The organism is Thermostichus sp. MS-CIW-30 (genome assembly GCF_054058015.1).
In genome coordinates this window covers 51,424-76,959 of the sequence record NZ_JBSRZW010000007.1, presented here as the reverse complement: position 1 = coordinate 76,959, position 25,536 = coordinate 51,424, and the positions used below count along the sequence as shown (strand labels likewise).

The following is a 25,536-nucleotide window of genomic DNA, read 5'->3' as shown; positions in this document are numbered from 1 at the left end:
GAGGATCCCTTCCCATTACTTGAGAGGACTGCTATGCCTACCATTCGCCCAGACGAGATTAGCACCATCATCAAACAGCAGATTGAGCAGTACAACCAGGAGATGCAGGTCTCCAACGTGGGGACAGTTCTGCAGGTGGGGGATGGCATTGCCCGCATCTACGGTTTGGATAAGGTGATGGCCAGCGAGCTGCTGGAATTTGAGGATGGCACCACCGGTATTGCCCTCAACCTGGAAGAAGACAACATCGGTGCCGTGCTGATCGGCTCCGGGCGGAATATCCAAGAGGGATCCACTGTCAAATCCACGGGCAAGATTGCCAGCATCCCGGTGGGAGAAGCCCTCTTGGGCCGCGTGGTGGATCCCCTGTGCAACCCCCTCGACGGCAAAGGCCCGATCCAGTGTACGGAGTCCCGCCTGATCGAATCTCCGGCACCTGGCATTGTCGATCGCCGCTCTGTGTACGAGCCCCTGCAAACCGGCATTACCGCCATCGATGCCCTGATCCCCATCGGGCGGGGGCAGCGGGAACTGATCATCGGCGACCGCCAAACCGGCAAGACCACCGTTGCTGTGGACACAATCCTGAACCAAAAAGGGCAGGATGTGATCTGCATTTACGTGGCCATTGGTCAGAAGCAGAGCACCATCGCCCAGGTGGTGGGCATCCTGACCGAGCGAGGGGCCATGGACTACAGCATTGTGGTGGCTGCCGGCGCCGATAGTCCAGCTCCGTTGCAGTGGCTGGCCCCCTACTGTGGCGCCACCATTGCCGAATACTTCATGTACCAGGGCAAACACACCCTGGTGGTCTATGACGATCTCTCCAAGCAGGCGGTGGCCTATCGGCAAATGTCACTGCTGCTGCGCCGTCCACCCGGTCGAGAAGCCTATCCTGGGGATGTGTTCTACCTGCACTCGCGGCTATTGGAGCGAGCCGCCAAGCTGAGCAGCCAACTGGGAGAGGGATCCATGACGGCACTGCCGATCGTGGAAACCCAGGCCAATGACGTGTCGGCCTACATTCCCACCAATGTTATCTCCATCACCGATGGGCAGATCTTCTTGGAATCGGATCTGTTTAATGCCGGCATCCGCCCGGCCATCAACGTCGGGATTTCCGTCAGCCGCGTCGGCTCGGCAGCTCAGACCAAGGCGATGAAAAAGGTGGCTGGCTCCATCAAGGTGGAACTGGCGCAATACCGCGATCTGGAGGCCTTTGCCCAATTTGCCTCTGACCTGGATGAGGCCACCCAAAAGCAGTTGGCCCGCGGCCAACGGCTGCAGGAGTTGCTGAAGCAGCCACAGTACTCTCCCCTGTCTCTGGATCAGCAGGTGGCCATTATCTATGCGGGGACGCGAGGCTATTTGGATGACATTCCGGTGGAGAAGGTCTCCAGCTTCAAACAGGGCCTTTTGGCTTACCTGGGCACCACCCATCCCAAGTATGGCGAGATTGTCCTCTCCACCAAGCAACTCACCGACGAGGCAGAAGAAATCTTGAAAACGGCCATCACAGAGTTCAAGCAGAGCTTCGTGGCCAAGGCGGCCTAGGGTGACGCGGATCTCTCCTGGCCCGGATCCCTGTCGACCACCAAAATAGAGGGAGTAGGTTATGGCAAACCTCAAGCGCATCCGCGATCGCATCAAGGCGGTGAAAAACACCCGCAAAATCACCGAGGCCATGCGGCTGGTGGCAGCAGCCCGAGTGCGCCGCGCCCAAGAGCAAGTGATGGCCACCCGTCCCTTTGCCGACCGACTGGCCCAGGTTTTCTATCGGCTGCAAACTCGGCTGCGGCTGGAAGATGTCAACTTGCCTCTGCTGAAGCAGCGCCCCATCCAGACGGTGGGGCTGTTGGTGGTGGCCGGGGATCGGGGCTTGTGCGGAGCCTACAACGCCAACGTGATTAAGCGCACCGAGGAGCGGGTTCGCGAGCTGCAGGAGACAGGGCAGCAGGTGCAGCTTTACCTGGTGGGCCGCAAGGCGGTGCAGTATTTCCAGCGGCGCTCCGCTCCCATCGCCAAGACCTACGTGAATTTGTCGCAGATCCCCACGGCGGCTGAGGCTGCCCAGATTGGGGATCAGCTCCTCTCGGCCTTCTTGTCGGAGAAGGTGGACAAGGTAGAGCTGCTCTATACCCGCTTTGTCTCTTTGATCAGCTCCCGTCCGGTGGTGCAATCCCTGTTGCCCCTCGATCCGTCGCGGTTGGCCACTCAAGACGATGAAATTTTTCGTCTTTTGGTGCGGGGCGGAGAGTTTACTGTCGAGCGCAGCAAAGTCATCGCAGCGGTCTCGGCCCCACCTCAGGACATGATCTTTGAGCAGGATCCCGTGCAGATTTTGGATGCACTGCTGCCGCTGTACCTGAACAACCAGTTGCTACGGGCCTTGCAGGAGGCGGCGGCCAGCGAATTGGCAGCTCGCATGACGGCCATGAACAACGCCAGCGACAATGCCAGCGAGCTCATTCGCACGCTGGGTCTTGCCTACAACAAAGCTCGCCAGGCGGCTATTACCCAGGAGATCCTGGAGGTGGTGGCCGGAGCGGAGGCCTTGTAGGGTTCTCAAAGGAGATCCCCTGAGGAGCCGAGGTTGCGTTGCCGCGCCATCTGGGAGTTGAGCAGAACCACCGGCAAAATCCCCACTAAGACAATGGCCAAAGCCGGTGCCCCTGCCTCCGCGAGACGCTCATCGGCTGCCAAGCGGTAGGTTTGCACCGCCAAGGTGTCGAAGTTGAAGGGCCGCAGCACCATCGTGGCCGGCAGCTCCTTCATCACATCCACAAATACCAGCAGCATAGCCCCCAAGAGGCCACCCCTCATCAAGGGCAAATGCACCTGCCACAGGGTGCCCAGGGATCCCTGTCCCAGGCTGCGGGCCGCTTCATCCAAACTGGGGGGAATGCGCAGCAGCGTGGCCTCGACGGTGGCCAAAGCCACGGCCAAAAACCGCACCAGGTAGCCGAACACCAAAGCCGTGAGGGTGCCACTGATCACCAGGCCAGGTGGCTGTTGCAGCACCACCTGCCGCAGGTAGCTCAGCAGTTGATCCAACCACCCTAGGGGAATCAGAACCCCCACTGCAATCACCACCCCAGGCAGCGCATAGCCCAGAGAAGACAACTGCACTGCCAGCCGCAGGCCCCACGGGGATCCCGCCCGTCCTAGCCCCTGCATGCGCAGCCCGTACAGCACCACCACCGACACGGAAACAGCAATGATAGCCGTGATGGTGGATAGCCAAAAGCTGTTCTGGGCGTAGCTCCAAAAGCGGCGACCCAACTCCCCCTGCCGCAGGGTCATGTGGAGCAGGATCAAGGCCGGCACGACGAAGCCCAGCCCAATTGGGATCCCACAGGCTAGCCAAGCCCCCACCGCCCGGATCCCTTGTAGGCGGTAACGGGTTGGGGTGGGTTTGAACCCTTGGCGATAGTAGCGCGCCCGCCGGCGGGAGACCTGCTCCATCGTTATCAGCAGCAACACCAGCAGCAACAGCAGCGCCGAAAGCTGAGCCGCCGCCACCGGATTGCCCAGGGCCGTCCAGGTGCGGTAGATGCCGGTTGTAAAGGTATCTACCCCGAAATAGCTGACGGTGCCGAAATCGTTGAGGGTTTCCATCAAGGCCAGCAGACAGCCGGCCACGATCCCCGGTCGGGCCAGCGGCAAAGCCACCTTGAAAAAGCTGGCCCAAGGCCCGTAGCCCAAGGAGCGGCTTACCTCTAAGCAGGCCACCGATTGCTCCTGAAAGGCCAGCCGGGCCGAGAGGTAAACATAGGGATAGAGGGTGAGGATCAGCAGCAGGATCGCCCCCCACAACGAGCGAATGTTAGGGAACCAGTAGTCGCTGATCCCCCAACCTGTTACCCGCCGCAGCCAGATCTGGAAACCGCCGGTTACCTGCAAAAAATCGGTGTAGGCGTAGGCCAACACATAGGTGGGGGCCGCCAGGGGCAGCACCAACATCCACTCCAGCCAGGCCCGCCCCCAAAACTGACACATGGTCACCAGCCAGGCAGTGCCACTGCCCACCAGGATGACCCCCGCCGCCACCCCTGCCATCATCACCAGGCTATTGCGCACATAAAGCCCCAAGACCGTATCGGCCAGGTGCTCCCAAACCTGCCGCTCGTCCGCAAAAAGGCTGAGCAACACCGTAAGGACAGGAACGAGAATGAGACCGCTGAGGGTCAGAGTCAGAAGCGCCCAGCCGTTCAGAGGAAAGAAGCCACTTCCCGGCAGAGATTTGCTCAACAACTTCAACCTCATCTCTTTGTCCATCTCAACAGGCGGGAGCTACCTCTTGAGCAACTCCTGGGGAAGAAAAGGGGATCCTCCAGGGATCCCCAACCAAGTTTTCTCTCAAAACAAGCTCTTGGGCAGCTTAACGAAATAAACGATGTTCTCGTCTTGCTTGTTACCAAGGTAAGGCATAGTTTTTTCTTGAACCGCGCCCTTTTCCAAGACGATGCCAAAGTCGTCGTCGTTAACTATCGCTAGGGTAGTTGAGTTGAGAATGGCCAACCCCTCGGGCTTGTCGTGGGGATAATTGGGGATCGACATAATGTCAAATACTTCTTCTTTGGAAACGGGCTTGATCCCCGCTGCAATGATTTCCTCTTGGGTTAACTGCTCCAGAGTCTTGCCGTTAACCAGCAGGCCATTTGGACCAGGATCAAAGACATCCGTGGCAGCGGCAGTATCGATTTTGTAGATCTTCTTCGTAGCCTCTTTGTCCTCTCCCGGCGTTTTGCCATCCCGTTCGAGAACCAGGAAGGTTGTGTCGGTAATGGCGACAATTTCGCTAACAGCGGTGCCAGTTCCCTCTAAAGGATAGAGGTATTCTTTGAACTTGCCCGTGGCCAGTTCATAGAAGAGTATCCTGCAAACAGTTGCGGTCTTTTGAACATCTTTGTTGGGGTTCAAAAGCGGAGACTGCATGATGCCGACCAAGTATTTCTGATCGGGCGTCAGAGTTAGCCCCTCCATGCCGCGATTGGGGCGCCGATTTTTGTAAACTTCTGGAAGCTTTTTGCCGCCAACTCCACTTCCAAAAGGATTTAGCCACTCGATGGCCTTGCCATTGGAATCAAAATGGATCAAGTGAGGTCCGTATTCGTCGGCAACCCAAAAGCTTCCATCTTTGGCCACCGCGATCCCCTCTGGATCGATACCTTTGGGATCCGGCGCAAGCTGCTTGCCGCTGAGATCGTAGGCATTCTCTCCCGTTCCCCCCGAGTCAGATGGATTGGGGATCCCGGTGAGATTTTTGCCTGTCTCGTCTTGCAGCAGGATGACCCTGTCCAACTTGAAGCCCTTGCCGTCCAAAGACAATCTGGCAACTTGAGGGGTAAAGTCTGGCTTAGGGAAAATCTTGTCGTTTGACTCAGCTCCATCAATATTGGGACCGCGATCGGTGAGCACATAAAAATATTGGCCATCAAAGGCAAGGCCAGAGCCAAACCCACCATTGTAGATTTTGACGCCGTTTTCTGTGGTCAAAAGCAGATCCCGCTTTGGAACAGGAGCCTTTTCGGGAAGGTTTTCAATTGCCTTTGCCGGGCTATTGGTGTAGAAAGAAGTTAAAGAAAGCAGGAGCAAGAACAAGCCTGCTGTTCGCAGTTGTTTCATTTGGCAAACCTCCAGAAGCTTTTGAAAAAGAAAGACAGGACGCCTGAGCGGCCTCGAACGGAAGCAACGCCGTCCTAGAGTATCGACGCTTGGCCAAGAACCGTCAAGCTGCTTAACGTTCACGGCGTCAAGCAATGAAAGGCTGCACTCAGGGCCTGTCCTGGAGGCCTGATCTACTTCCAACCGGCCCGATCCATTACCTTCAGGGCATCAGGGGTGACGCGGCCAATGCTGGCGGCGTTGATCGTATCTTCCTTAAAGGTGCCAAAGCTGGCCACCACCGAGTCGATCTCAGCCCCGGGCAGTACCGGGTACTCATTGTTGCTCTGGGCAAAAATGGCCTGCGCCTCTGGCCCGGAGAGAAACTCCAAAAATTGGATGGCCGCGTCTTTGTTGGGAGCTGTTTTCAGAATGCCGGCCCCGCTGATGTTGACGTGGGTGCCACGATCCTGCTGGTTGGGGAAGAAGACGCCGATTTTCTCGGCTACGGCGCGCTCTTCTGGATTGTCGGATTTGATCAAACGCGGCAAATAGTAGGTGTTGGCCAAAGCCACGTCTCCCACCCCGGCGGCCACGGCCTTGATCTGATCCGTGTCTCCCCCTTCCGGCGGACGGGCAAAGTTGGCCACCAAGCCCCGGGCCCATTGCTCCGTTTCCGGGATCCCGTGGGCCAAGATGATCGAGGCCGTCAAGGATTGGCTGTAAACGTTGCTGGAGGAGCGGGTGAGCACCTTGCCCCGCCATTTGGGGTTTGCCAAGTCCTCATAGGTGGACAACTCCTTGGGATCCACCTTGTCTTTGTTGTACATGATCACCCGCGCCCGCTTGGTGAGGCCAAACCAGTACCCCTCTGGATCCCGCAGATACTCGGGAATATTTTTGGAGAGCGTCTCGGACTGGATGGGCTGAAACAGGCCCTCGTTCTGAGCGCGCCACAACCGGGCAATATCCACTGTCATGAAGATGTCGGCGGGGCTGTTGGATCCCTCGCTGCGGATGCGCTGGACGATCTCATCGGCGTTGCCCTGCACCCAATTCACGGTAATGCCCGTTTTCTGCTTGAAAAGTTCGTACAATTTCTCGTCTGTGCCGTAGTGCCGCGAGGTGTAGAGGTTCACTTCCCGATTGGCGCCATGGGCCGGACGCAGAAGAGACCCTGCTGCCAGAGCCGCAGAACCTAGCGTGGCTCCACTGACAAATTGCCGTCGCGATAAGCGCATACCCAACTCCTAAGTTCAAAAACATCTCAAGAGACACAGCTCCACCGGCCAGGCTCTCTCTGAGAAAGCACCGGAAAGCCAAGCCCAAAGGACAAAGACAGTCCCCGCAAGCCTCACTCTGTTGGCTCTTATCTTGGGCCAACCTTATTGAGACTTTTATTCAAGAACTTTGCCTTGAGGAAATGATAGGAGATCTCAAGTACCAGGTCAAGCTCTTGGGAGTTGTTCTCACTTCTCACCCTTTGGGATGAAACTGGGTGGCTTCCCCTTGTCCTCGACAGCGCCTGAGATGGCCAGCAACGCAGCCGGTCTTGTTGAGCAACGGGTCTCTACCCAGGGCTTTGCGGTCAGCGGTATTGACAGCACTCGCGAAAGCTGAAGAGGCTTCGGGTATAAAGGGAGCAGGGTAGATGACAGAGCTATGGTGAGCTCCCTTTCGAGATCGCCTCATGCACAGGTGCAAGAGAATAGCAGGGATCCAGGTGTCTCTATCCTGGTCTGCGGCTACAACGATTTGGTGGAGCTCACTCTCCAAGCCCTAGAAGCTTTTGGACATCGCGCTGTAGTAGTTGCTCCCGATCTGCCCCCTCATTTGGAAGAGCAGTGGCAATACCTACAGGCGGATCCCCGCCAGCCGGGGGTGTTGCAGCGGGCTGGGATCGAGCGGATTAGGGTGGCGCTGCTCCTGGAGGACAGCGACCAAGCCAATTTCGAGCTGGCTTTGCTGATTCGAGATCTCAATCCACAGGTGCGTGTCGTCTCCCGTCTGTTCAACCACAGCCTTGCCCGCTATCTCGACTCGGCTTTGCCGCAGCATTTTTCCCTATCGGTGGCGGCTTTGGCTGCCCCGGCTTTTGCCCTTAAGGCCGTTTCCGACGAATTTGTTGGCTACTTTGAGCTGCCCCAGCTGGAAGCCCAGCCGGCCACGCTTCCGCCAGAGCTGGCAGATCCGGCTTACTTTGTCTCAGACCGAGAGACCACCCTCTGGAACGTGGTAGAGCTGACCATCGGATACAACTCCCGCCTGCTGCATATGCCCCTCTCGGAGCTGGAGGAAACTTTTGGGGCGCGGGTGCTGTTTCATTACCCGGTGGATGGGCTTTCTAACTTTTCCAAACAGCGAGTTTTCGACGACTTTGACCACGAGGCAGAGCTGCTGGAGGGGGATCGCGTTTTGGTCATTTGCGATCCCAGAGCCTACCTGCAACTGTTGGAACGCAACGGGCGACGGGGCTCCTCACGGGCACAGCGCTGGGCCAGCGGCCAGATGCAGGACAAGCGACAACAACGGCAAGGCAGGTCGTTGGGGCGGGGATCCCTTGGGTCTTGGCTGCGCAGAGGAGTGCAGGGACTCCTACAGGTCAAGCCCATCGTGCGCACCCTCACCTTCACCTTGGGGGTCATGCTGGTGCTGGGGGTGATCAACTTCAGGATGATCGGCAAACCCCTCATCGAGGGGCTTTTGCTGACGATCGTGGTGCTGACAGGGGGCTACGGGGATATTGAGGCTTTTCAACAGCCGGAAACACCGCTGGGGGTGAAGGTGCTGGCGGTGATGATGACCTTGGTGGGGGCTGCCCTGGTGGGGTTGATTTACGGCTTGGTGACCGACAAATTGGTGAGCAGTCGCTTTGGCTTGGGTCGGGCTGCCCGTATGCCCAAAGAGGATCATGTGGTGATCGCAGGGTTGGGGCGGCTGAGCTATTTGGTGCTGCAGTTGTTGCGGCAGATGGGCTACGAGGTGGTGGTGGTGGATCCCAATAGCGAGAACCCTCTCTTGGAGGCAGCGGAACGGGAGGGAGCGGTGGTGGTTCGTGGGGATTATGCCCTGGCAAGCACGCTGCAGCAGGCTCGCATTCAAGGCAGCCGCTGCCTGATCTGCACCACCCCTGACGATCTCACCAACCTGGAGACGGCCCTGACGGCCCACAGCCTGCAGCCGGGGATCCGCACCATTTTGCGGGTTACCGATCCCGAATTGGCGGCTCGCATGCAGCGCCACATGCAGACCCTGGGGATCAGCTACAGCGCTACCGGGTTGGGGGCACGGGCTTTTGCCACAGCAGCACTGGTGGGATCCGTCTACGGCACTCTGGCTTGGCAAGGGGAAACTCTGCTGGTGACGCTGCTGGAGGTCTCGGCCGATTGCCACTACCTGGGGCTATCCTTGCGCCAACTGGCCCAGGACTATGACCTGGTGATCTTGCTGCATCGCTCCCGACCGGGGAAACCCTGTGTTTTTCCCAAGATCTGGCAAAAAGAGGGCAAGACCCTGTTGAAAGAAGGCGATCAACTCTATGTGATGGGAACGGTGGAATCCCTGATTCGCTTAACCCAAGGACGGCCTCTTCCCCCAGAGCTGTATCAGGTGCGCCTCCTAGAGTATCGCAACCCCTATTTTGAAGAGGAGATCCTCTCGGCTTTATCGTTCTACGCACGCCTGCCCAAAACGGCCCTGAAACCCCTATTGGGCTGTCTGCCGGCGGTGGTGAGCCCACCCCTTCCCCGCGACAAGGCAATCAAGTTAGCCCGCCAACTGCGCAAGATGAGCACTGAAGTGCAGGTGTTTGCCCAGGCGCAGCCTGCCCATTGGATCCCTGCAGCCATGAACGAAAACAGCGAGAGTAATCTGAATTGATTTGGACACTGTTCTGTTTATTGGTCTATTCTGCACTCCGTAGTCCAAAACATCTCGTTATGGGCAGTTGGACATTCAGCTAGAAATCGCAGGAGCCCCGCACTGTACCCGTAGGGTCAGTGTCGGGAGGAATGCGGAAGTTATGATAGAACCATGACCCAAGTCCTGACCGTCTCCTGCAAGCTCAAGGTAGCCCAGTCGCAAGCCGCAAAGTTGGATGCGACAATGGATGCCTTTGTGCAGGCGTTGAACTGGGTCAACCAAAACACACCAGAAAAAGTAGTCAACGCAGTCAAACTCCAGTCCCTTTGCTATTACCAGATTCGCGCTCGGTTTGGCTTGTCCAGTAACTTGGCAAGGACTACGTCCCGCTTACGCGACCAGCAGGTCTGCAGACGGCTGGCCGGCGCCCGTAAAGTTGCCCAACAGAAAAACCGCCCCGTCAAAGCGTTCAAAGGGGGCTTCGCTACCTACGACGCTCGTATCTTTTCGTTCCGCGAGAAAGACTGGACGGTGTCGCTGACCACGGTGGAGGGTCGGGAGCGCTTTGAGCTGGCGATTGGCCGCTACCAGAGAGAACGGCTGGCGGGCTCCAATCCCAAATCTGCCACTCTGGTCAAGCGTAAAGACGGCTCCTACTCTATTCAGATCTGTGTGGAAGCGGAGCCATCCCCACCGCAACGCACGGGTAGAGTGCTGGGGGTGGACTTGGGGAGGACGGATATTGCCCATACGTCAGACGGGGACAATTGGAATGGACAGCAGTTGAACAGAGTCCGCGACCACTACTCCCGGTTGAGGGCGGTACTCCAACGCAAAGCCAGTAAGGGCACACGCAGTTCGCGGCGCAGATGCAGAGAACTGTTGCAACGGCTGTCTGGCAAGGAAAGACGCTTTCAGTCGCGTCAGCGTTGCGTAGCAAAAACGTGGGTCAATCATCGCATCTCCAAAGCTATTGTCTCTAGGGCAAAAGCTACCAACAGCGCTATCGCTCTGGAAGACCTGACAGGGATCCGAGAAAGGGTCAATCAACAGCCACGCAGCAAAGCCGAGCGGCGCAGGGCCAACAGTTGGGCGTTCTACCAGCTACGCCAGTTTCTGGAATACAAGGCGAGAGTTGCAGGGGTTTCTCTGGTTCTTGTGCCGCCTGCTTACACGTCACAGACCTGCCACAAATGCCTGCACGTCCATCCCGACCCTGCGCAATCCTACCGCAGTGGAAAGAAGTTTAAGTGTGGGCACTGTGGATGGGAAGGGGATGCGGATTTGAATGGTGCGAATGTGATTGCGCTCTTGGGGGCTGTCGTAAACCAGCCTAGAGGTTCGGGCCTGTTTTGTTCTCTGGTAGGGCAGAGCAGGCTCAGGGCTACTGAAAGCCCGCTCCGTACCGCTTAGCGGTCGGAGCCGGGTAGTTTACGAGATAGGCTTTTCGGCTGCAAGTCGCACAAAGCGATTTTGGTTGTAGAGCTGCTGAGCCACCACTGCGAAACCCACCTTCTCCAGCAACCACACCAGGTCTTCGGCGCTGAAGCGATTGTGCTCGTAGAAGTGGGTAAACTGATCCAGCAGCGTTTCCAAAGGCGTGTCCGACTGGAAGAGTTGGGCCTCTGTATCGGCATCGAAGTAGAGGCTGAGCGGGGCGCGCACCCAATCCACCAGCAAAAATCGCCCCCCCGGCTTGAGTAGACGCAACACCTCCTGCAACAAGCGCAAGGGCTGCACCATCTCGTGCAACACCACCACTGCCTGAGCTGCATCGATGCTGTTGGCCGCAAGCGGCAAGTGAGGGTCGTGCAGGTCGGCCTGCAGCAGCTGGATTCCAGGGATCCCCTTCAAATCTGCCGCCGCTCGCTCCAACATGTAGGGCATCACATCCACCCCGATGAAGTGTCCTCCGGGATAGCGTTGCGCCCACTGACCCAGAGCAAACCCCGGCCCGGTTCCCAGATCCAACAAGCGCGGTGCAGGAGGCAGACAGGGCTCGATGTGCATCTGCCAGAACTGCCAAAACGCCTCGTTAAAGCGCCCAGGAGCCGTCGCCACCATGCGCTCGCAGAAGCTGGGGCCACGGTGGTGCTGGTAGAGAAGCTGAAAGGTATCGAGGCCGGTCTGGGGCATGGCTGAAGATTGTTGAGAAAATTGCTAGAGGGATCACCAGAATTCGCTGATGGGCTGAAAAGAGCATCGGGGGATCCCCAAAAGTAAGGCCTAATGTCGGCCTAACGAGCAGTGGGAGCGCTGGAAAAGTTGGCAATGCCGGTCTCCAGGTCGCTAAAGCAGGTCAATACCTTTTCCATAGAGGTGAGGTTGAGGACGAGGGCCACATTTTCCGGCACGCAACAGAGGCTGAGGTTGCCCCCAGCAGTACGGCACTTGCGCAAAGCCGAGATCAACACCCCCAGCCCAGAGCTGTCCATAAAAGTGACCGACGACATATCGATCAACATATTGGTGTAACCGAAATCTAAAACCTGCTGGAGCAATTGCCGAACTTCTGAGGCGGCCTTGGCATCAAAACGACCCTCCAGCGGCACAATCGCCAGTTTTTGCCCTTGTGGAGTCTCAGCAGTACGGATGCGCAGCTTGAAATCCATCGTTTCCAGTGAAGACCTCATGCCCCACCTTAACACCATCCGCTACCGCCCACCAGGAAATCTTGTGAAGATCCCCAGGGACAGCGCGGCTCCCTCCAAAAACATCTGCCCTCTCGCCCCCAGCTCCTCTCCCAACAAGCCAGAGGGAAGCCGTGTAAACCCATGAAGTAAGAGCCGCCCCAGAGCTTAGCAGGAACTCCATCCCCCGCAGGGAAGGGATCCCGCCTCGGCCACCCATCTCAGGTTCCAGCCAGATCTACCTACAGCATGGGCTGCAGGGTTAAAGCCTCTGAGCTGATTGAAGGAAGGGACACATGCAAACGGGGGCGGTGCATAGAGAGCAACTGGGCCAGCCGCTTGCGCAGCTCAGTACGGGGCACAATCGCGTCGATGAGCCCTTGGGCCAGCAGGTACTCGGCGGTTTGGAAGCCTTCTGGCAGCTTGCCCTTGCCGATGGTTTGCTCGATTACATTCGGCCCGGCAAACCCCACCTGCGCGCCCGGCTCGGCCAGGATCAAATCTCCCAGCATGGCAAAGCTGGCAGTTACCCCGCCATAGGTGGGATGGGTGAGCACGGAGATGAACAATTGTCTGGCGTCGCGGTGCCTTTGTAGGGCGGCTGAGGTCTTGGCCATCTGCATCAGGCTGAGGATCCCTTCCTGCATGCGGGCCCCCCCCGAAGCCGAAAAGAGGATCAAGGGCAGGTGATCGCAGGTGGCCCGTTCCGTGAGGCGGGCGATCTTCTCTCCCACCACCGAGCCCATGCTGCCGCCCATGAAGCGAAAGTCCATCACTCCAATCGCCACCGGGATCCCTTCCAGGCTTCCCAACCCTGTCAGGACGGCATCCTTGAGCTGGGTGCGCTCCTGATAAGAGGCCAGGCGCTCGGAGTAGGGCTTTTGGTCGAAAAAGTGCAGGGGATCCGTGGGAGCCAGGTGTTCGTCCAGGGGCTGCCAGGATCCGGGATCCAAAAGCTGTTCCAGACGCTCTGGGGCTGTAATGCGGTGGTGATGCCCACAGCTAGGGCAGACTTGCCAGTTTTGCTGCAGATCCTTGGTGTAGGTCAGGGTGTCACAGGCAGGACACTTTTGCCAGAGGCCGTCGGCAATCTCTCTTACCTGACGCTCTTTGTCGAAGGGGCTGCTACCTGTCAGGTTCAGAGAGGTTTGTCTGCGCCGCTCCGCAAACCAATCCAGTAGAGACATAGCTGTTGAAATATCCTCCCTACTCAGGGATGTCGAGAGCCCTGCCGGTGAGCTGCGAAACACATCTCAACGTTCTCAAGCTATCAAAGAATCGCCCAACTGAAAATAGAGACAACAGCAGGCAATGAAGACTCGGTGGCAGGTGCTGACCACAGGGGATGGATCCCTGACCTTTTTCTCGGAAGAGTTTGGACAGGCTTTTCACAACGTCAGTGGTGCCGCTCAGGAGGCTCTGGAGAAGTTTGTCCGCCCTTGCCGGCTGGATCGGCTGCCTTTGGAGCGGGATCCCGCCCAGCCCATTCGCCTTTTGGATATTTGCTTTGGCTTGGGCTACAACTCCGGCCTTGCCCTAGAAACCATTTGGCAAATCCGGCCCCACTGTTCTGTAGAAGTAATCGGCCTAGAGCGATCCCCGGAAGTACCTCGCCAGGCTTGGCAGGCGGGGGTGGGATCCACCTGGAGCTTTGGGCAAGAATGGCAACACTGGATTGAACAGGGATCCTGGCAATCGGAGCGCTGGCGCGGAACGCTGCTGTGGGGCGATGCCCGGCAAACGGTGTTGCAGGTGCCGCTGGGGTGGGCAGATGCGGTGTTTTTGGATCCCTTCTCCCCTTCGGTTTGCCCAGAGCTGTGGACGGTGGATTTCTTGCGGGCCGTGGCCGAACGGATGCGCCCCAGCGGGATTTTGGCCACCTATTCCTGTGCAGCGGCGGTGCGAGCGGCTCTGTTGGAAGCAGGGCTTTTCATCGGCTCTACCCCCCCGGTAGGTCGTCCTTGGCCGGGGACAGTGGCCTCGCCCCAACCTGACCACCTGCCGCCTCTTTCCCCCATGGAGTGGGAGCACCTGAAAACCCGCGCTGCCGTGCCCTACCGGGATCCCACCTTGAAAGGAGATAGAGCGCAAATCCGTCTGCAACGCCAACGGGAACAGCAGGGATCCCCTTTGGAGCCCACTTCTGCTTGGAAACGCCGCTGGCCTGTGCAAGCCTAGAGAGTGGCGTTGCCGGAGTTCAGATCTGGACAACTTTTCCCAGGATTGCTGCCCGAGTGTATCCAAGACACCTGCGCTATTCCCGTACCCTTACGCAAGCCATCATTTCTTGACAAAGTTAAGCTAGGATGAAACTTTTCTGCTGTGAATGCCATGTCCTCTGAGGAGTCCCTCCCGCTGACGCGAGCAACCTCTGCCGGTACGCTGGTTGCCCTTTGTGCTGAACAGCACCGCGTCATCCTGCAGTTTTTGACTCGCCTGTCTCGAGCGCCGGAGTTGGATCTGGAGCAGCGACGCCTCTGTGTACAAAGGTTGCGACAGCGCCTCTCCCGCCACATTCAACTGGAGCGGCATGTTCTCTACCCCCTGCTCAGGTCGGCTCTCCAGGCGGATCCCCACCTTAGCGACCAAATTGAGCGGCTGGAGCAACATCTGGGGGATCAGATTCCGGAGCTGACGCGCTTTTTGCACCAATCAGAGCGCACTCCCCAGCAGGTGGATCCCTCTGCTGCCCTTCACTTCTATCGGCAATTGCGGGCTCAGTTTGATCAGGAGGAGAAAATCTTGCATCCCCTCTTTGCCCAGCATGTTTCTCCCGAAGCAGAGCAGCAGCAGTTGCGTCTGTTCCGCAAACGCCTGCAAGCCAGCGCTGCTTCCAATCGCTCTGCACATAGCCGTCGCGTTGCTTTGAATGAGCTGGAACGGCAGGCGATAACCCGCCCTGTCTTGCCCAACGAGCGCTTCTGGTCGCTGCAGGGCAACGCTGTGCAGATGGCCGCTCCCTAGCCAACGACGGTCTTGTTGTTGGAGGCTGCCTGGTGGTGTTCGCAGGCGAGCTTGTGGTATCTTTGCCGCAACCGGCCTGCTGACCCTAGAACCATGCAACCCTGGGATCCCGAAACCTACGTCGATCAAATGGCCCAACTGCTGCAACTGCCCCTGCATCCTGAACACCGAGCAGGGGTGATCGAAAATTTTGCCCGCTTTCTGCCCATTGCTCAACAGGTGCTGGAGTTCCCGTTGCCGCCGATAGTTGAGCCAGATCCCACCTTTGACCCTCAGCCATGACCGGGGATCCCCATCTTCTCGGCAGCGCCGACGCGGTCTCTATTGCCAGGGCTGTCCGCCAGGGATCCGTGAGCGCCCAAGCGGTGGTGGCCGCCTGTCTGGAGCGGATTCGCCGGCGGGATCCCCAGCTCAATGCCTTTACAGCTGTCTTGGAGGAATCGGCCTTACAAGCGGCGGAGCAGGTGGATCGACAGGTGGCTCAAGGGATCCCTGTAGGCCCGTTGGCAGGGGTGCCCTTTGCCGTCAAGAACTTATTTGACGTGGCCGGCCTCACCACCCTGGCTGGCTCGGCGATCAACCGCGAGAATCCCCCGGCCATCCAAGATGCAACGGTGGTGGCTCGTCTCAAGCAGGCAGGGGCAATCTTGGTGGGCACCCTCAACATGGACGAGTACGCCTACGGCTTCGTCACCGAAAACAGCCACTACGGCCCCACCCACAACCCCCACGATCTCAGCCGCAGTGCGGGGGGATCCTCCGGCGGCTCGGCAGCTGCAGTAGCAGGAGGTTTGGTGCCTCTCGCCCTGGGCAGCGACACCAACGGCTCGATTCGGGTACCGGCCTCTTTGTGTGGCGTCTACGGCCTCAAGCCCACCTATGGCCGTCTATCGCGGGCAGGAGCGGCTCTGTTTGCCGCCAGCTTTGACCACGTGGGCCCCTTGGCCCGTTCAGTGGCCGATATTGCCCTCAGCTTCGATGTCATGCAAGGGCCGGATCCCCAAGATCCCGTCTGTACCCGGCGTCCTGTAGATCCCACCTTTGGGCAATTGGGGCAGGGGATCGAGGGCTTGCGCATCGCGGTGGCGGATGATTACTTTGCCCGAGGGGCAGAGCCCCCCATCTTGGCCGGGGTAGAAAAGGTGGCCCAAGCCTTGGGGGTCGGCCAGACTGTGCGGATCCCGGAAGCCCAGCGCGCCCGTGCCGCCGCCTTCCTGATCACGGCTGCTGAGGGAGCCAACCTGCACTTGCCCAACCTGCGAACTCGCCCCCACGACTTTGACCCGGCCACCCGGGATCGCTTTTTGGCCGGAGCCCTGTTGCCTGCCAGTTGGATCTTGCAGGCGCAGCGCTTTCGCCGCTGGTATCGCCAGCAGGTGCAGGCCATTTTTCAGGAGATCGATCTGTTCATCGCCCCCACCACCCCCTGCTTTGCCCCCTTGCTCGGCCAAGAGAAGATGGTGATCGATGGGGTAGAGGTTCTCACTCGGCCCAACCTCGGCCTCTACACTCAGCCCCTCTCGTTTATCGGCCTGCCGGTGCTTTCAGTGCCGTTGCGCGAGAGCGGATCCCTGCCCTTTGGCGTACAACTGGTGGCCGCCCCCTATCAAGAAGCCAAACTGCTGCGGGCAGCCGCCTATTTGGAGAAGCTAGGGATCCCCAATGCCCAGCCGGTCTGAGCCATGAAGAGCCCTGCTTTTGCAGCGTATCTAGCGTTAGGACTCGCGGGCATCCTCTTGTAGACACTAAATGTGTAGATAAACATTTTGCGGTCAAGAGAATGATTGCCTTGGGGGAGAAGCTCTAGTCTCCGTATGGCCCGTGGGCAATGTCTGAAGCTGGATTTGGGCAGACTCTTTGGCCTTGGCTCGCAAGAGAGATTGGGGCACCGGATATTAAAGTAAAATTAAGCCCCCAGTTGTTGTATCGAATGCCTCCTTTTCCGGGCTTGGCCAATAGAATGAACAGCATAAAATAGACACGGCACCCCCACCTGGACTCTATAACCCTATGGATCATCCTGATTCTGTGGCTCGGCGCTACACGAAACTCTGCGAGGCTTATCTCTCTCTCAATGAAGCCTTCGCCAAATTGGATCAGTCCCACAGCCGCCTACAGCGCTACATCAAACGACTCTTTCCGCTCAAGCCGATTTTGCAAGAGCAGCTTAAGCAGAGCGACCGCTGGATGAACTCCTTACGAGAAGAACTGCAAGCCAAAGAGGCCCGGCTTGGCGAGCTAATCGCCAACTACGACCAAGTCTGCGGCGAGCTGGACTCTACCAAAGCAGAACTGTTGAGCGCTCAAGCGCTGATTGAGAAACTGGAAGCCGAAAATGCTCAGGTTTTGGAACGCTTGAGTCGGCTCACCAACATGGAAGAGGAAATGGCAAACTTGGCGGAACAGCTGGCCCAAGCGAACGAAGCTTGTCAGCAGATGGAGGCTCGAAATCGCGAGCTGGAGCGAGCTTTGGGAGACCGGGATCAGCACATTTACAGCCTGCAAGAGCGATTGGCACAATTGGAGCAAGAGATGGCCTTCCTGAAAGCTCAGCGGGATGAGGCCCAGCAAGCTGCACAACTGGCTGTATCTCGCGCTGAGCAGGCGGAAGCTAGGCTGAAGGTGCAAACCGAACAAGTTCAGACTTTGCAAAATAAGCTCCATCAAGCCGAGGAGCAGCTGGCCATGGTAACCCTGAACGAGCTGGAGCTCCTGCTCAGCCATAACTCGATGAACCTCTTGCGAGAAGCGGGGCAGGCTGCAGAAGTAGATGCCCAGGTGCTGGCAACCGTACCGACCTCTCTGGCCGAGGCGGAACACATTCTGCTGGAGATCGACCAGTTCATTCAGTTCATTTTGGCCTACTCGGAGCCCATGAAGTCGCAGGCTGCGTGACATACTCCCGACGCTGTAGCTAGCTTCCCGCAGGGTTGCTACGCACACAGCGCGGGCTTCTCAGTGACCCCTGCTATCGCTTCAGACATTTCCTGAGCTTAAGGACTACGTCCCGCTGACGCGAAAAGGACGGGATGCCCCACCGCCCTGTAGAGTAGTGCGTAGTGACTAGTCACTAGTCACTAGCCTTTTTATTGCTTCATGGAGTGGGGTGACGGCTTCGGTTTTGCGTGGGTATGTTGACCCTGCGCATACAGCGCGGGGCTTCTCGGCGGTTTAGCTAAAATAGGCTAGAGAGCAGCTGCAAGACTCCGCAGGGTTGCAAAGCAACACCCCAATGGGGAGATGCCCATCTTCTCATCACCAGAACAAACTCTACCCTGCATCCTTTGAGCGGGCCAACCCAACTGAAGCTGACAACTTGAGCGCATGAAAGCCGTAGTCATGAGTGTGCCCGGCGGGCCAGAGGTTCTGCAGCTCCGAGAAGTACCTGAGCCCCAAATTCGCGGCGAGCGGGAGCTGCGCATCCGTCTGAGGGCAGCCGGCGTCAACCCCATCGACACCAAACTGCGGCAACGGGGCACCTTCTATCCAGAGGAGATGCCCGCCATTTTGGGGTGTGACGGTGCCGGCATTGTGGAAGCCGTGGGATCCGGAGTTAGGCACTTTACAGTGGGAGACGAGGTGTACTTCTGCCACGGGGGTCTGGGCAGGCAGGCGGGGAATTACGCCGAGCTGATCGTGGTGGACGAGCGTTTTGTGGCTCCCAAGCCCAGAACTCTGAGCTTTGCGGAGGCTGCTGCTGCCCCGCTGGTGCTGATCACCGCCTGGGAAGCGCTTTACGACCGGGGACGTCTCCAGGCCGGCCAAAGTGTGCTCATCCACGGGGGAGCGGGTGGAGTTGGCCATGTGGCCATTCAACTGGCCCGTCTACGGGGATCCAAAGTGGCCACCACCGTGAGCACCCCGGAAAAGGCAGAGTTTGTCCGTTCCCTAGGCGCCGGCTTGCCCATCTTCTACCGGCAGACAGACTTTGTGCGCGCCGTTTTGGACTGGACAGGGGGAGAGGGGGTGGATCTTGCCCTAGATACCTTGGGCGGCAAGCTATTGGAGCAGACCTTCCCCGCAGTGCGCGTGTACGGAGATATCGTCACCCTGCTGGCCCCGGCCCCAGAGATCGACTGGCGGGTGGCTCGCGACCGCAACTTGCGGGTGGGATTTGAGCTGATGCTCACCCCGATGCTGAAAAGCCTGACCAACGCCCAACAAAATCAGGCGGAAATCCTCAGGCAATGTGCCCGCCTCATCGACCAAGGCCAACTGCGGATCCAGCTCAGCCACACCTTTCCTCTGGCCGAAGCGGCTGCCGCCCACCGGTTGCTGGAGCAGGGATCCGTTCTGGGCAAAATTGCCTTAACCATCCCCGAGTAGGCATGCTGGAGAAAGCCCGTTGAGGATCTGCCCATGGTTGCTCCTCTCACCCCCCACCTGCTGGAGAACGAGAGCTTCTACGAAAATGCCCTCTGCTGGCTAGGGCGACCCCAGACGGCCTATCGACTGTTGAGCGAAGCAGTTTTTCCTGCCATCTCCTCTTGGGTGCGGGGGGAGGTAGATAGCCACTCTTTTAACCACTGGCAACTGGAGGATGTGCGCACCTTTCTGTATCCGGTGGTGGCTCTGGGGGATCAAGAAACCCTTGTTCTCTCCAGTGAAGCCCTGCTCCTCTGCGGCATCGGCAACTATTACAACCCCTGTGACTTGGCCATTGTGGTGTTTGTGCAGCAGCCCCAAGAGCTGTTCAGCCAACTGATGCAGCGCATTCGCCGGGCCGAAGCCACTATCAGCCGCGGGCCAGACGTGCGCATGCTCTCGGAACAGGTAAACCTGGCCAAGCGCGGACAAGACTACATCAACACCAAATATCTGGTCTGGCCCTACGCTCTTTCCGGTGCTGCTCAAGATACGCTAATTCAGCAGGGGATCAGCCTCATCCGTCTTTCCCCCCAAGAAGCCGCCTTGCCCTTTAAGGAATAGGTGGAGGACAATCTGCTCTGTCGGCGGAAGATAGGGATCCCCGTCCAAGCCCTTTTTCCATCTCTATCGTTTTTCATGGTCGACACCCACCTGCCCCCCTTGATCCAAGCGATGCTGGATCCCGCCTTCTACCCTCATCCGGTACAGGATCCCATTCGGCTTATTCAAACCCACATTTCCTATATTCTGCTGACAGGCGACTATGCCTATAAAGTGAAAAAGCCTTTGGACTTTGGCTTTTTGAACTTCACCACCCTGGAGAGGCGGCGCCACTTTTGCCAAGAAGAGCTGCGCATGAACCAGCGCGGTGCTCCCGGCCTTTATCTGCAAGTGTTGCCCATTGTCCAGACCGATGACCGATTTCAGTTCAACAGCAGCGGCGAGCCCATAGAATACGCTCTGCAAATGCGGCAATTTCCCCAAGAGCAACTGTTCAGCAACCTGTTTGAGCGGGGAGAGCTAACGCCGTCCTTGATGGAGGAGCTGGGGCGGGTGGTGGCGACGTTTCATGCCCAAACCGAGACCAACGACTACATCCGCAGCTTTGGCCGGCCAGAACGGGTGCGAGAAGCCTTTGACGAGAATTACGCCCAAACCCAGCGCTACGTCGGCGGCCCACAAACAGCTCAGCAATATCGAGAAACCCAAGCCTACACCGATCGCTTTTTTGCTGAGCGGCAGGAGCTGTTTCAACAAAGAATAGAACAAAACCGCATTCGTGAATGCCACGGAGACCTGCACCTAGGCAACATCTGTTTTTGGGAAGGGAAGATCCTGCTTTTTGATTGCATCGAGTTTAATGAAGCCTTCCGCTTTGTGGATGTCATGTACGACATATCCTATGGGGTGATGGATCTGGATGCCCGCCATCGCCCCGATCTGGGAAACGCCTATTTGAACACCTACCTGGAAGAAACCGGAGATTGGGAAGGGTTGAAGATCTTGCCTATTTACCTCAATCGGCAGGCCTACGTGCGGGCCAAGGTCACCTCTTTTTTGCTGGAGGATCCCACTGCAGCAGAGGAAGCCAAGGCCACAGCCTTTAGCACCGCCGCCCGCTATTACCGTCTTGCCTGGGAATACACCCTCCCCAAGCGGGGGCAGTTGTTCCTGATGTCGGGATTGTCGGGATCCGGCAAAAGCACGGTAGCCCGCCACTTGGCCCGTCAGCGGGGAGCCATTCACATTCGCTCCGATGCGGTGCGCAAGCATTTGGCCGGGATCCCTCTGCGGCAACGGGGGGGGCCGGAGGTTTATACCCCGGAGATGACCGATAAAACCTACCGCCGCTTGGTGCAGTTGGGAGTAGAGCTGGCCCAGGAAGGCTACACCGTGATTCTGGACGCCAAGTTTGACCGGCAAGCCCTGCGGGGGATGGCCATTGATCAGGCCCAACGCCAAGGGATCCCACTGCGCATCCTCCACTGCTACGCCCCTGAACCTGTTTTGCGGGAGCGCCTACAACGCCGTAGCTCAGCTCCTCAGCCCCTCTTGGCCCCAGCCGGCTGCATCGATGGGGATCAGCAGCCCTCTGCCGACATTGCCGATGCCACCGCCGAGATGCTCTCCCAACAGCAGGCCCACTGGCAGGATTTTTCCGAGTCGGAACGGCCTTTTTTAAAGGTTTTGGATACCAGCCAAGATTGGCCATCTCAACTTCAGCAGGTCTAGATCTCGACTCAAACTGCACAAAGTCGAGAGAATTAACATCAGCAAGATGGATTTTGCCGTTTCTGGGTTAGAGAATGGCAGCAGCTTTTTTGGGCAGGGATCCCTTTCCAAAGTAGAGGTCAAAATTGGGTCTAAAGCTCTGTCCTATTGGTACGCAGTTCGCCTCGGCGGGCCATAGACCTGAGAGAGACGGTAGGCTGAGGGGCATGTTGACGTGTCTGTGCAGGCCCACCCTTTTCCCATCCCACTCGACCAGAACTGACCACGTGCAGGAGGATCCCACGGTGAGCGATGTAACTCCAGATGACCTACGCCTGATGCTCCTGTTTGAGGGCTTTCCTCCTGAGAGGCTAGAGCCTCTGGCCGGGCAAATGTCGTTGCGCTCCCACCCGGTCAACCAGGCCATCTTGTTACAAAATGACTGGGGTAACGCCGTTTATTTCATCCTGGAAGGGTGGGTCAAGATTCGCACCCATGATCTCGAAGGCCGGGAGATCACCCTCACCATTCTTGGCCCAGGAGAAATCTTCGGGGAAATGGCTGCTTTGGACGAAGCGCCTCGTTCCACCGACGTTGTAGCTCTAACCGCCACCAAAGTCAGTTGTCTGTCGGCCCAACACTTCCTGGCTTTTTTGGCTTCTGATCCTCAGGCCGGCATCCGCCTTGCTCAGCTCATGTCGCGCCGCTTACGGCAGATCAACCGTCGTCTGCAGTTGCGCGAGGCCAGTAGTACGGCCCGTGTTGCCGATATCCTGCTGTTTTTGGCCGAATCCCGTGGCCGGGTTAGCCGAAGTGGCGTAGAGATCCCCAACTTGCCCCATCGGGAGCTGAGCAGCCTAAGTGGCCTAGCCCGGGAAACGGTCACTCGCGTTCTGTCCAAACTGGAGCAAGAGGAGCTGATCCGCCGGGATCGCAACCGAGATGTTCTCTGCATCCCCCAGATGGAGGCTTTGGAGAAATTGATTGGCTAAATTGGGGGCGCCACCAGTTGTCAAAACCCCCCTCGACATCGTAAGATAGTAGGTCCAGAGCCGGGATAGCTCAGTTGGTAGAGCAGAGGACTGAAAATCCTCGTGTCACCAGTTCAAGTCTGGTTCCTGGCATCTGGTATGAGTATGCTGAGGCGGGCTTGGGTCAACGACCTAAGCCTTTTTGCTATGTCGGTCTGGGGAGTTCTGCTCTTCTCTCTTCACGTGTATGCACATATAGCCACACAGCTCCGGGACTGAAGAAAATTGTTGTAGGAATCCTCACCTCAAGCATAGGCAAGTTATAATCCCGGCAGCCTCTGTGGAGATTGCTCTCTTATGTCTGTAAAGCTCCTGCCTCAGTGTGAGAACTTGAAAGAGCAGGTTGAAGCTATCCTGCAACTCTGGCATCAGGATTCCACTTTTTCAGGCAAGCAAGATACCACTCGGATTCAAGCTTCCCTCAGCAAAGCTATTTCTCCAACCTTCGAGATTGTCTTTGCCGGTGCTTTCAGTGCTGGCAAGTCTATGCTAATCAATGCCCTCTTAGAAAGAGAGCTTCTCTACAGCGCCGAAGGGCACGCCACAGGGACAGAGTGCTACATCGCCTACGCAGAGCCAAATGCGGAGAGGGTAGTGCTCACTTTTCTTAGCGAGCAGGAAGTGCAAGAACAGATGACCGCCTTCTGCGCTTTCCTAAACTTGGCTCCGTCACTCAGCAGGCTGGAAGACACTGCACTGAATCCCCTGAAGGAGCGTGCTGAGGCTATTATTCAGCAGGAGGGAGGCAAAAGCAAGTCAGAGCGGGCGAAGCAGGCGGATGCACTTCGCTTGTTGATTACAGGTTTCCAGCAGAACCGGGACAAAATTCACCCTACCGAGAACAAAGTTTTCTCAATGGAGCAGCTCAACTTCGGCAACCTAAGAGAAGCTGCGGGTTTTGCCCGGCGCGGCGCCAATAGCGCAGTTTTGCGAAAGGTGGAATACTATTGCCACCACCCCTTGCTGGAAGATGGAAACGTTATTGTCGATACTCCTGGGATCGATGCTCCAGTCAAAGCGGATGCAGAGCGCACCTATCGAAAAATTGCCGATCCGGATACGTCCGCAGTTGTTTGCGTTCTCAAGTGTGCTGCAACAGGCGAACTAACCAAGGAAGAGACAGAACTTATTGAACACATTCAAGGTAATGACAGCATCAGGGATCGGGTCTTCTATGTGTTTAACCGGATTGATGAGACTTGGTACAACGCACAACTAAAGCATAGACTAGAAAACATTATCGACCAGCAGTTTCGTCAACTCCGCGTATTTAAGACAAGCGGCCTTCTCGGCTTCTATGGTTCCCAGATCAAGGCAACTACCCCCGAGGATCGATTTGGACTCGATACAATCTTTTCAGAAAGCATCAAAGAATTGGGTGGTGAGGAAGAAACGCCCCAGTTTGTCAGCGAGTTTAACAAGTACTGCACGTCAGGTAGGTTGGTTGGATCCCCGTTCCGCCCTTCTGTACATGGGTACGACACACCCATAAATAACTACGTTCGGATTCTGAGGGAGTGGGGAAAACCTTTGATTGAGTATATGATTAAAGATAGCGGTATTGAAGACTTTCGGGCTGGGATTACTCGTTATTTAACGGAAGAAAAGCGGCCACAGCTATTTTCCGCGCTGGCCGATGATTTGCAACCTCTCTGCATCGAGATGAGGAAGTCCTATCTAGATCTCTACCGAGACATTGATAGCCAGCCCAAAGAGATTGACAGCATGATTTCCTATGAGCTGACGCTGATCAATCAGCAGCTAGCCAGTATTGGCCGAGAGTTTGACGAGCATATCCAGACAGTAGTCAATAAAGTTATTAACGGAGAAAACAAAGAATTTGAGAACGATTTCCGTAAATTGCAGGCTAGGATGGTACGGAGGCTAGATGAGCTTTTGGATACTTTTTCGTTGGACAATGTTTACAGTCAAGCCGTTCGCATTCGTCCCCGCAACTCCACAGCTCCATTCTTAGCTGTATTGGTCGAAGCCTTTTATTATTTGTCCAACCATCTAGAGGACATCCTGGTAGAATCAGCCAGCACGCTTGTAGAGAACTTCTTTCGTCGCCTTGTTGATGAAGTTCGCAGCTCGAGCTACTACAGGCAGTTGTTTCGCCTACTGGGATCCGATGGGGACTTGGAGAAAAAGCTTCTTTTGGTTAAGGAGGTAACTTTGAGTTCTCTTGTCAATGGTGCCCGAAAAGAGTGCGACCGCTACCTCAGAGAAAGTCCCCGCTTCTACGACGAAGGAACATTCTCGATCTACCAGTTTCGAGAAGTCCTAAAACAAACCAGCCAATCATACGACATCTCTGCTATTCGCGACGCAGAGCCTGGAATCCGACAATTACTCAAGCTTGACTTTGAGCCGAAAATTAACCAGACAGTGCGTTCTAGCTTCCGACAAGAGACCAACAATACTCTAAAAACTCAGCTATTGCCGGTTGCCAAGCAAGTAGCCGATGAGATTTTGCAAAAGTACCCAGAAGCAAAGCAGTTCATGGAAGCAACTCTCAGAAAAGAGGCTGAAGAGAAAATTGCGCTTAACCAACAGCGGCTGAAAGAACTGGAGGCAAGCATAGACAAGTATAACCAAGCTGTTTCTGGGATCAACCTCTGCTTGCAAGCTTTGGGCCTCAATCGTGAGATGCTGCCCTTGATTACTCGTCCTGAACCTTCCTCTGTTGGTGAGTCAGTTCAAATTTTGGCAAGTCTTCCTGAACAGCAAGTAGGTGACAGCAATGCAAGCGAAGCAGTCGCTCTTGGTCGTTCTACACCCATAGACGAGAGTTTTCCAGAGTTGGATAGCATCCTCGATGATTTGAGATAGAGCGGCTTGTCTTTGTTTTTGGCCTTTCACTT

20 protein-coding genes and 1 tRNA gene are annotated in these 25,536 nt (G+C 57.0%); 15 read left to right on the top strand and 6 right to left on the bottom strand.

The window, feature by feature from the left end:
• Positions 1–33: 33 nt before the first annotated feature.
• Both atpA and ACVWXW_RS04830 read left to right on the top strand, forming a co-directional pair.
• Positions 34–1,554 (top strand): F0F1 ATP synthase subunit alpha, encoded by a 1,521-nt coding sequence (gene atpA, locus ACVWXW_RS04835; RefSeq protein ID WP_011434218.1) that lies wholly within the window; start codon positions 34–36, stop codon positions 1,552–1,554.
• A gap of 61 nt (positions 1,555–1,615) precedes the next feature.
• Positions 1,616–2,560, top strand: a complete 945-nt coding sequence (locus ACVWXW_RS04830) for a F0F1 ATP synthase subunit gamma (RefSeq protein WP_414330493.1) — start codon at positions 1,616–1,618, stop codon at positions 2,558–2,560.
• Between the two features lie 5 nt (positions 2,561–2,565).
• Here the strand turns inward: ACVWXW_RS04830 and ACVWXW_RS04825 are convergent, their stop codons facing one another.
• The 3 genes from ACVWXW_RS04825 to ACVWXW_RS04815 all read right to left on the bottom strand — a co-directional run bounded on the left by ACVWXW_RS04825 (position 2,566) and on the right by ACVWXW_RS04815 (position 6,848).
• Entirely contained in the window at positions 2,566–4,266 is a 1,701-nt protein-coding gene (locus ACVWXW_RS04825) for an ABC transporter permease (RefSeq protein WP_457403032.1), read from the bottom strand.
• 93 nt (positions 4,267–4,359) lie between these two features.
• On the bottom strand, positions 4,360–5,628 hold the full coding sequence (locus tag ACVWXW_RS04820) for an esterase-like activity of phytase family protein (protein WP_457403031.1): 1,269 nt from the start codon (positions 5,626–5,628) through the stop codon (positions 4,360–4,362).
• A gap of 173 nt (positions 5,629–5,801) precedes the next feature.
• The gene (locus tag ACVWXW_RS04815) at positions 5,802–6,848 is read right to left on the bottom strand and encodes a Fe(3+) ABC transporter substrate-binding protein (protein WP_457403029.1); all 1,047 of its coding nucleotides are present in this window, start codon (positions 6,846–6,848) and stop codon (positions 5,802–5,804) included.
• Positions 6,849–7,305: 457 nt separating this feature from the next.
• Between ACVWXW_RS04815 and ACVWXW_RS04810 the strand changes: the two genes are divergently transcribed.
• Together ACVWXW_RS04810 and ACVWXW_RS04805 are read left to right on the top strand one after the other, a co-directional pair.
• On the top strand, positions 7,306–9,486 hold the full coding sequence (locus tag ACVWXW_RS04810; RefSeq protein ID WP_457403028.1) for an NAD-binding protein: 2,181 nt from the start codon (positions 7,306–7,308) through the stop codon (positions 9,484–9,486).
• Positions 9,487–9,639: 153 nt separating this feature from the next.
• On the top strand, positions 9,640–10,881 hold the full coding sequence (locus tag ACVWXW_RS04805; RefSeq protein WP_457403027.1) for an RNA-guided endonuclease InsQ/TnpB family protein: 1,242 nt from the start codon (positions 9,640–9,642) through the stop codon (positions 10,879–10,881).
• Between the two features lie 18 nt (positions 10,882–10,899).
• On the opposite strand, the gene ACVWXW_RS04800 is transcribed toward ACVWXW_RS04805, so the two are convergent.
• From ACVWXW_RS04800 to accD, 3 genes are all read right to left on the bottom strand, one after another.
• The gene (locus ACVWXW_RS04800; protein ID WP_414415895.1) at positions 10,900–11,604 is read right to left on the bottom strand and encodes a class I SAM-dependent methyltransferase; all 705 of its coding nucleotides are present in this window, start codon (positions 11,602–11,604) and stop codon (positions 10,900–10,902) included.
• Positions 11,605–11,705: 101 nt separating this feature from the next.
• Positions 11,706–12,101, bottom strand: a complete 396-nt coding sequence (locus tag ACVWXW_RS04795; protein WP_457403025.1) for an STAS domain-containing protein — start codon at positions 12,099–12,101, stop codon at positions 11,706–11,708.
• 239 nt (positions 12,102–12,340) lie between these two features.
• Positions 12,341–13,285, bottom strand: coding sequence for an acetyl-CoA carboxylase, carboxyltransferase subunit beta (gene accD / locus ACVWXW_RS04790; RefSeq protein WP_457403024.1), 945 nt, complete (start codon positions 13,283–13,285; stop codon positions 12,341–12,343).
• A gap of 124 nt (positions 13,286–13,409) precedes the next feature.
• Between accD and ACVWXW_RS04785 the strand changes: the two genes are divergently transcribed.
• The 11 genes from ACVWXW_RS04785 to ACVWXW_RS04735 all read left to right on the top strand — a co-directional run bounded on the left by ACVWXW_RS04785 (position 13,410) and on the right by ACVWXW_RS04735 (position 25,504).
• Positions 13,410–14,276, top strand: coding sequence for a tRNA (5-methylaminomethyl-2-thiouridine)(34)-methyltransferase MnmD (locus ACVWXW_RS04785; protein ID WP_457403023.1), 867 nt, complete (start codon positions 13,410–13,412; stop codon positions 14,274–14,276).
• A gap of 153 nt (positions 14,277–14,429) precedes the next feature.
• Positions 14,430–15,062: a hemerythrin domain-containing protein gene (locus tag ACVWXW_RS04780; protein ID WP_457403022.1), complete on the top strand. Its 633-nt coding sequence runs from the start codon at positions 14,430–14,432 to the stop codon at positions 15,060–15,062.
• Between the two features lie 93 nt (positions 15,063–15,155).
• Positions 15,156–15,344 carry a DUF4089 domain-containing protein gene (locus tag ACVWXW_RS04775; protein WP_011430915.1) on the top strand — a complete coding sequence of 63 codons (189 nt, stop codon included), beginning with the start codon at positions 15,156–15,158 and terminating at the stop codon, positions 15,342–15,344.
• Entirely contained in the window at positions 15,341–16,741 is a 1,401-nt protein-coding gene (locus tag ACVWXW_RS04770) for an AtzE family amidohydrolase (RefSeq protein ID WP_414383519.1), read from the top strand. Before ACVWXW_RS04775 ends, ACVWXW_RS04770 begins: the two co-directional genes overlap by 4 nt.
• Positions 16,742–17,090: 349 nt before the next feature.
• Positions 17,091–17,957 (top strand): hypothetical protein, encoded by an 867-nt coding sequence (locus ACVWXW_RS04765; RefSeq protein ID WP_457403021.1) that lies wholly within the window; start codon positions 17,091–17,093, stop codon positions 17,955–17,957.
• A 429-nt stretch (positions 17,958–18,386) separates the two neighbouring features.
• A complete protein-coding gene (locus tag ACVWXW_RS04760) occupies positions 18,387–19,388 on the top strand; it encodes a zinc-dependent alcohol dehydrogenase family protein (RefSeq protein WP_457403019.1) in 1,002 nt (333 codons plus the stop codon).
• A 33-nt stretch (positions 19,389–19,421) separates the two neighbouring features.
• Complete coding sequence (locus ACVWXW_RS04755; protein WP_414332236.1) at positions 19,422–19,991, top strand: hypothetical protein; 570 nt, start codon at positions 19,422–19,424, stop codon at positions 19,989–19,991.
• A gap of 75 nt (positions 19,992–20,066) precedes the next feature.
• A complete protein-coding gene (locus ACVWXW_RS04750) occupies positions 20,067–21,662 on the top strand; it encodes a bifunctional aminoglycoside phosphotransferase/ATP-binding protein (RefSeq protein WP_457403057.1) in 1,596 nt (531 codons plus the stop codon).
• A gap of 317 nt (positions 21,663–21,979) precedes the next feature.
• Complete coding sequence (locus ACVWXW_RS04745; protein ID WP_011434200.1) at positions 21,980–22,633, top strand: Crp/Fnr family transcriptional regulator; 654 nt, start codon at positions 21,980–21,982, stop codon at positions 22,631–22,633.
• A 59-nt stretch (positions 22,634–22,692) separates the two neighbouring features.
• Positions 22,693–22,765 (top strand) — tRNA-Phe (locus ACVWXW_RS04740).
• A 204-nt stretch (positions 22,766–22,969) separates the two neighbouring features.
• On the top strand, positions 22,970–25,504 hold the full coding sequence (locus ACVWXW_RS04735) for a dynamin-like GTPase family protein (protein WP_011434199.1): 2,535 nt from the start codon (positions 22,970–22,972) through the stop codon (positions 25,502–25,504).
• Positions 25,505–25,536 lie beyond the last annotated feature (32 nt).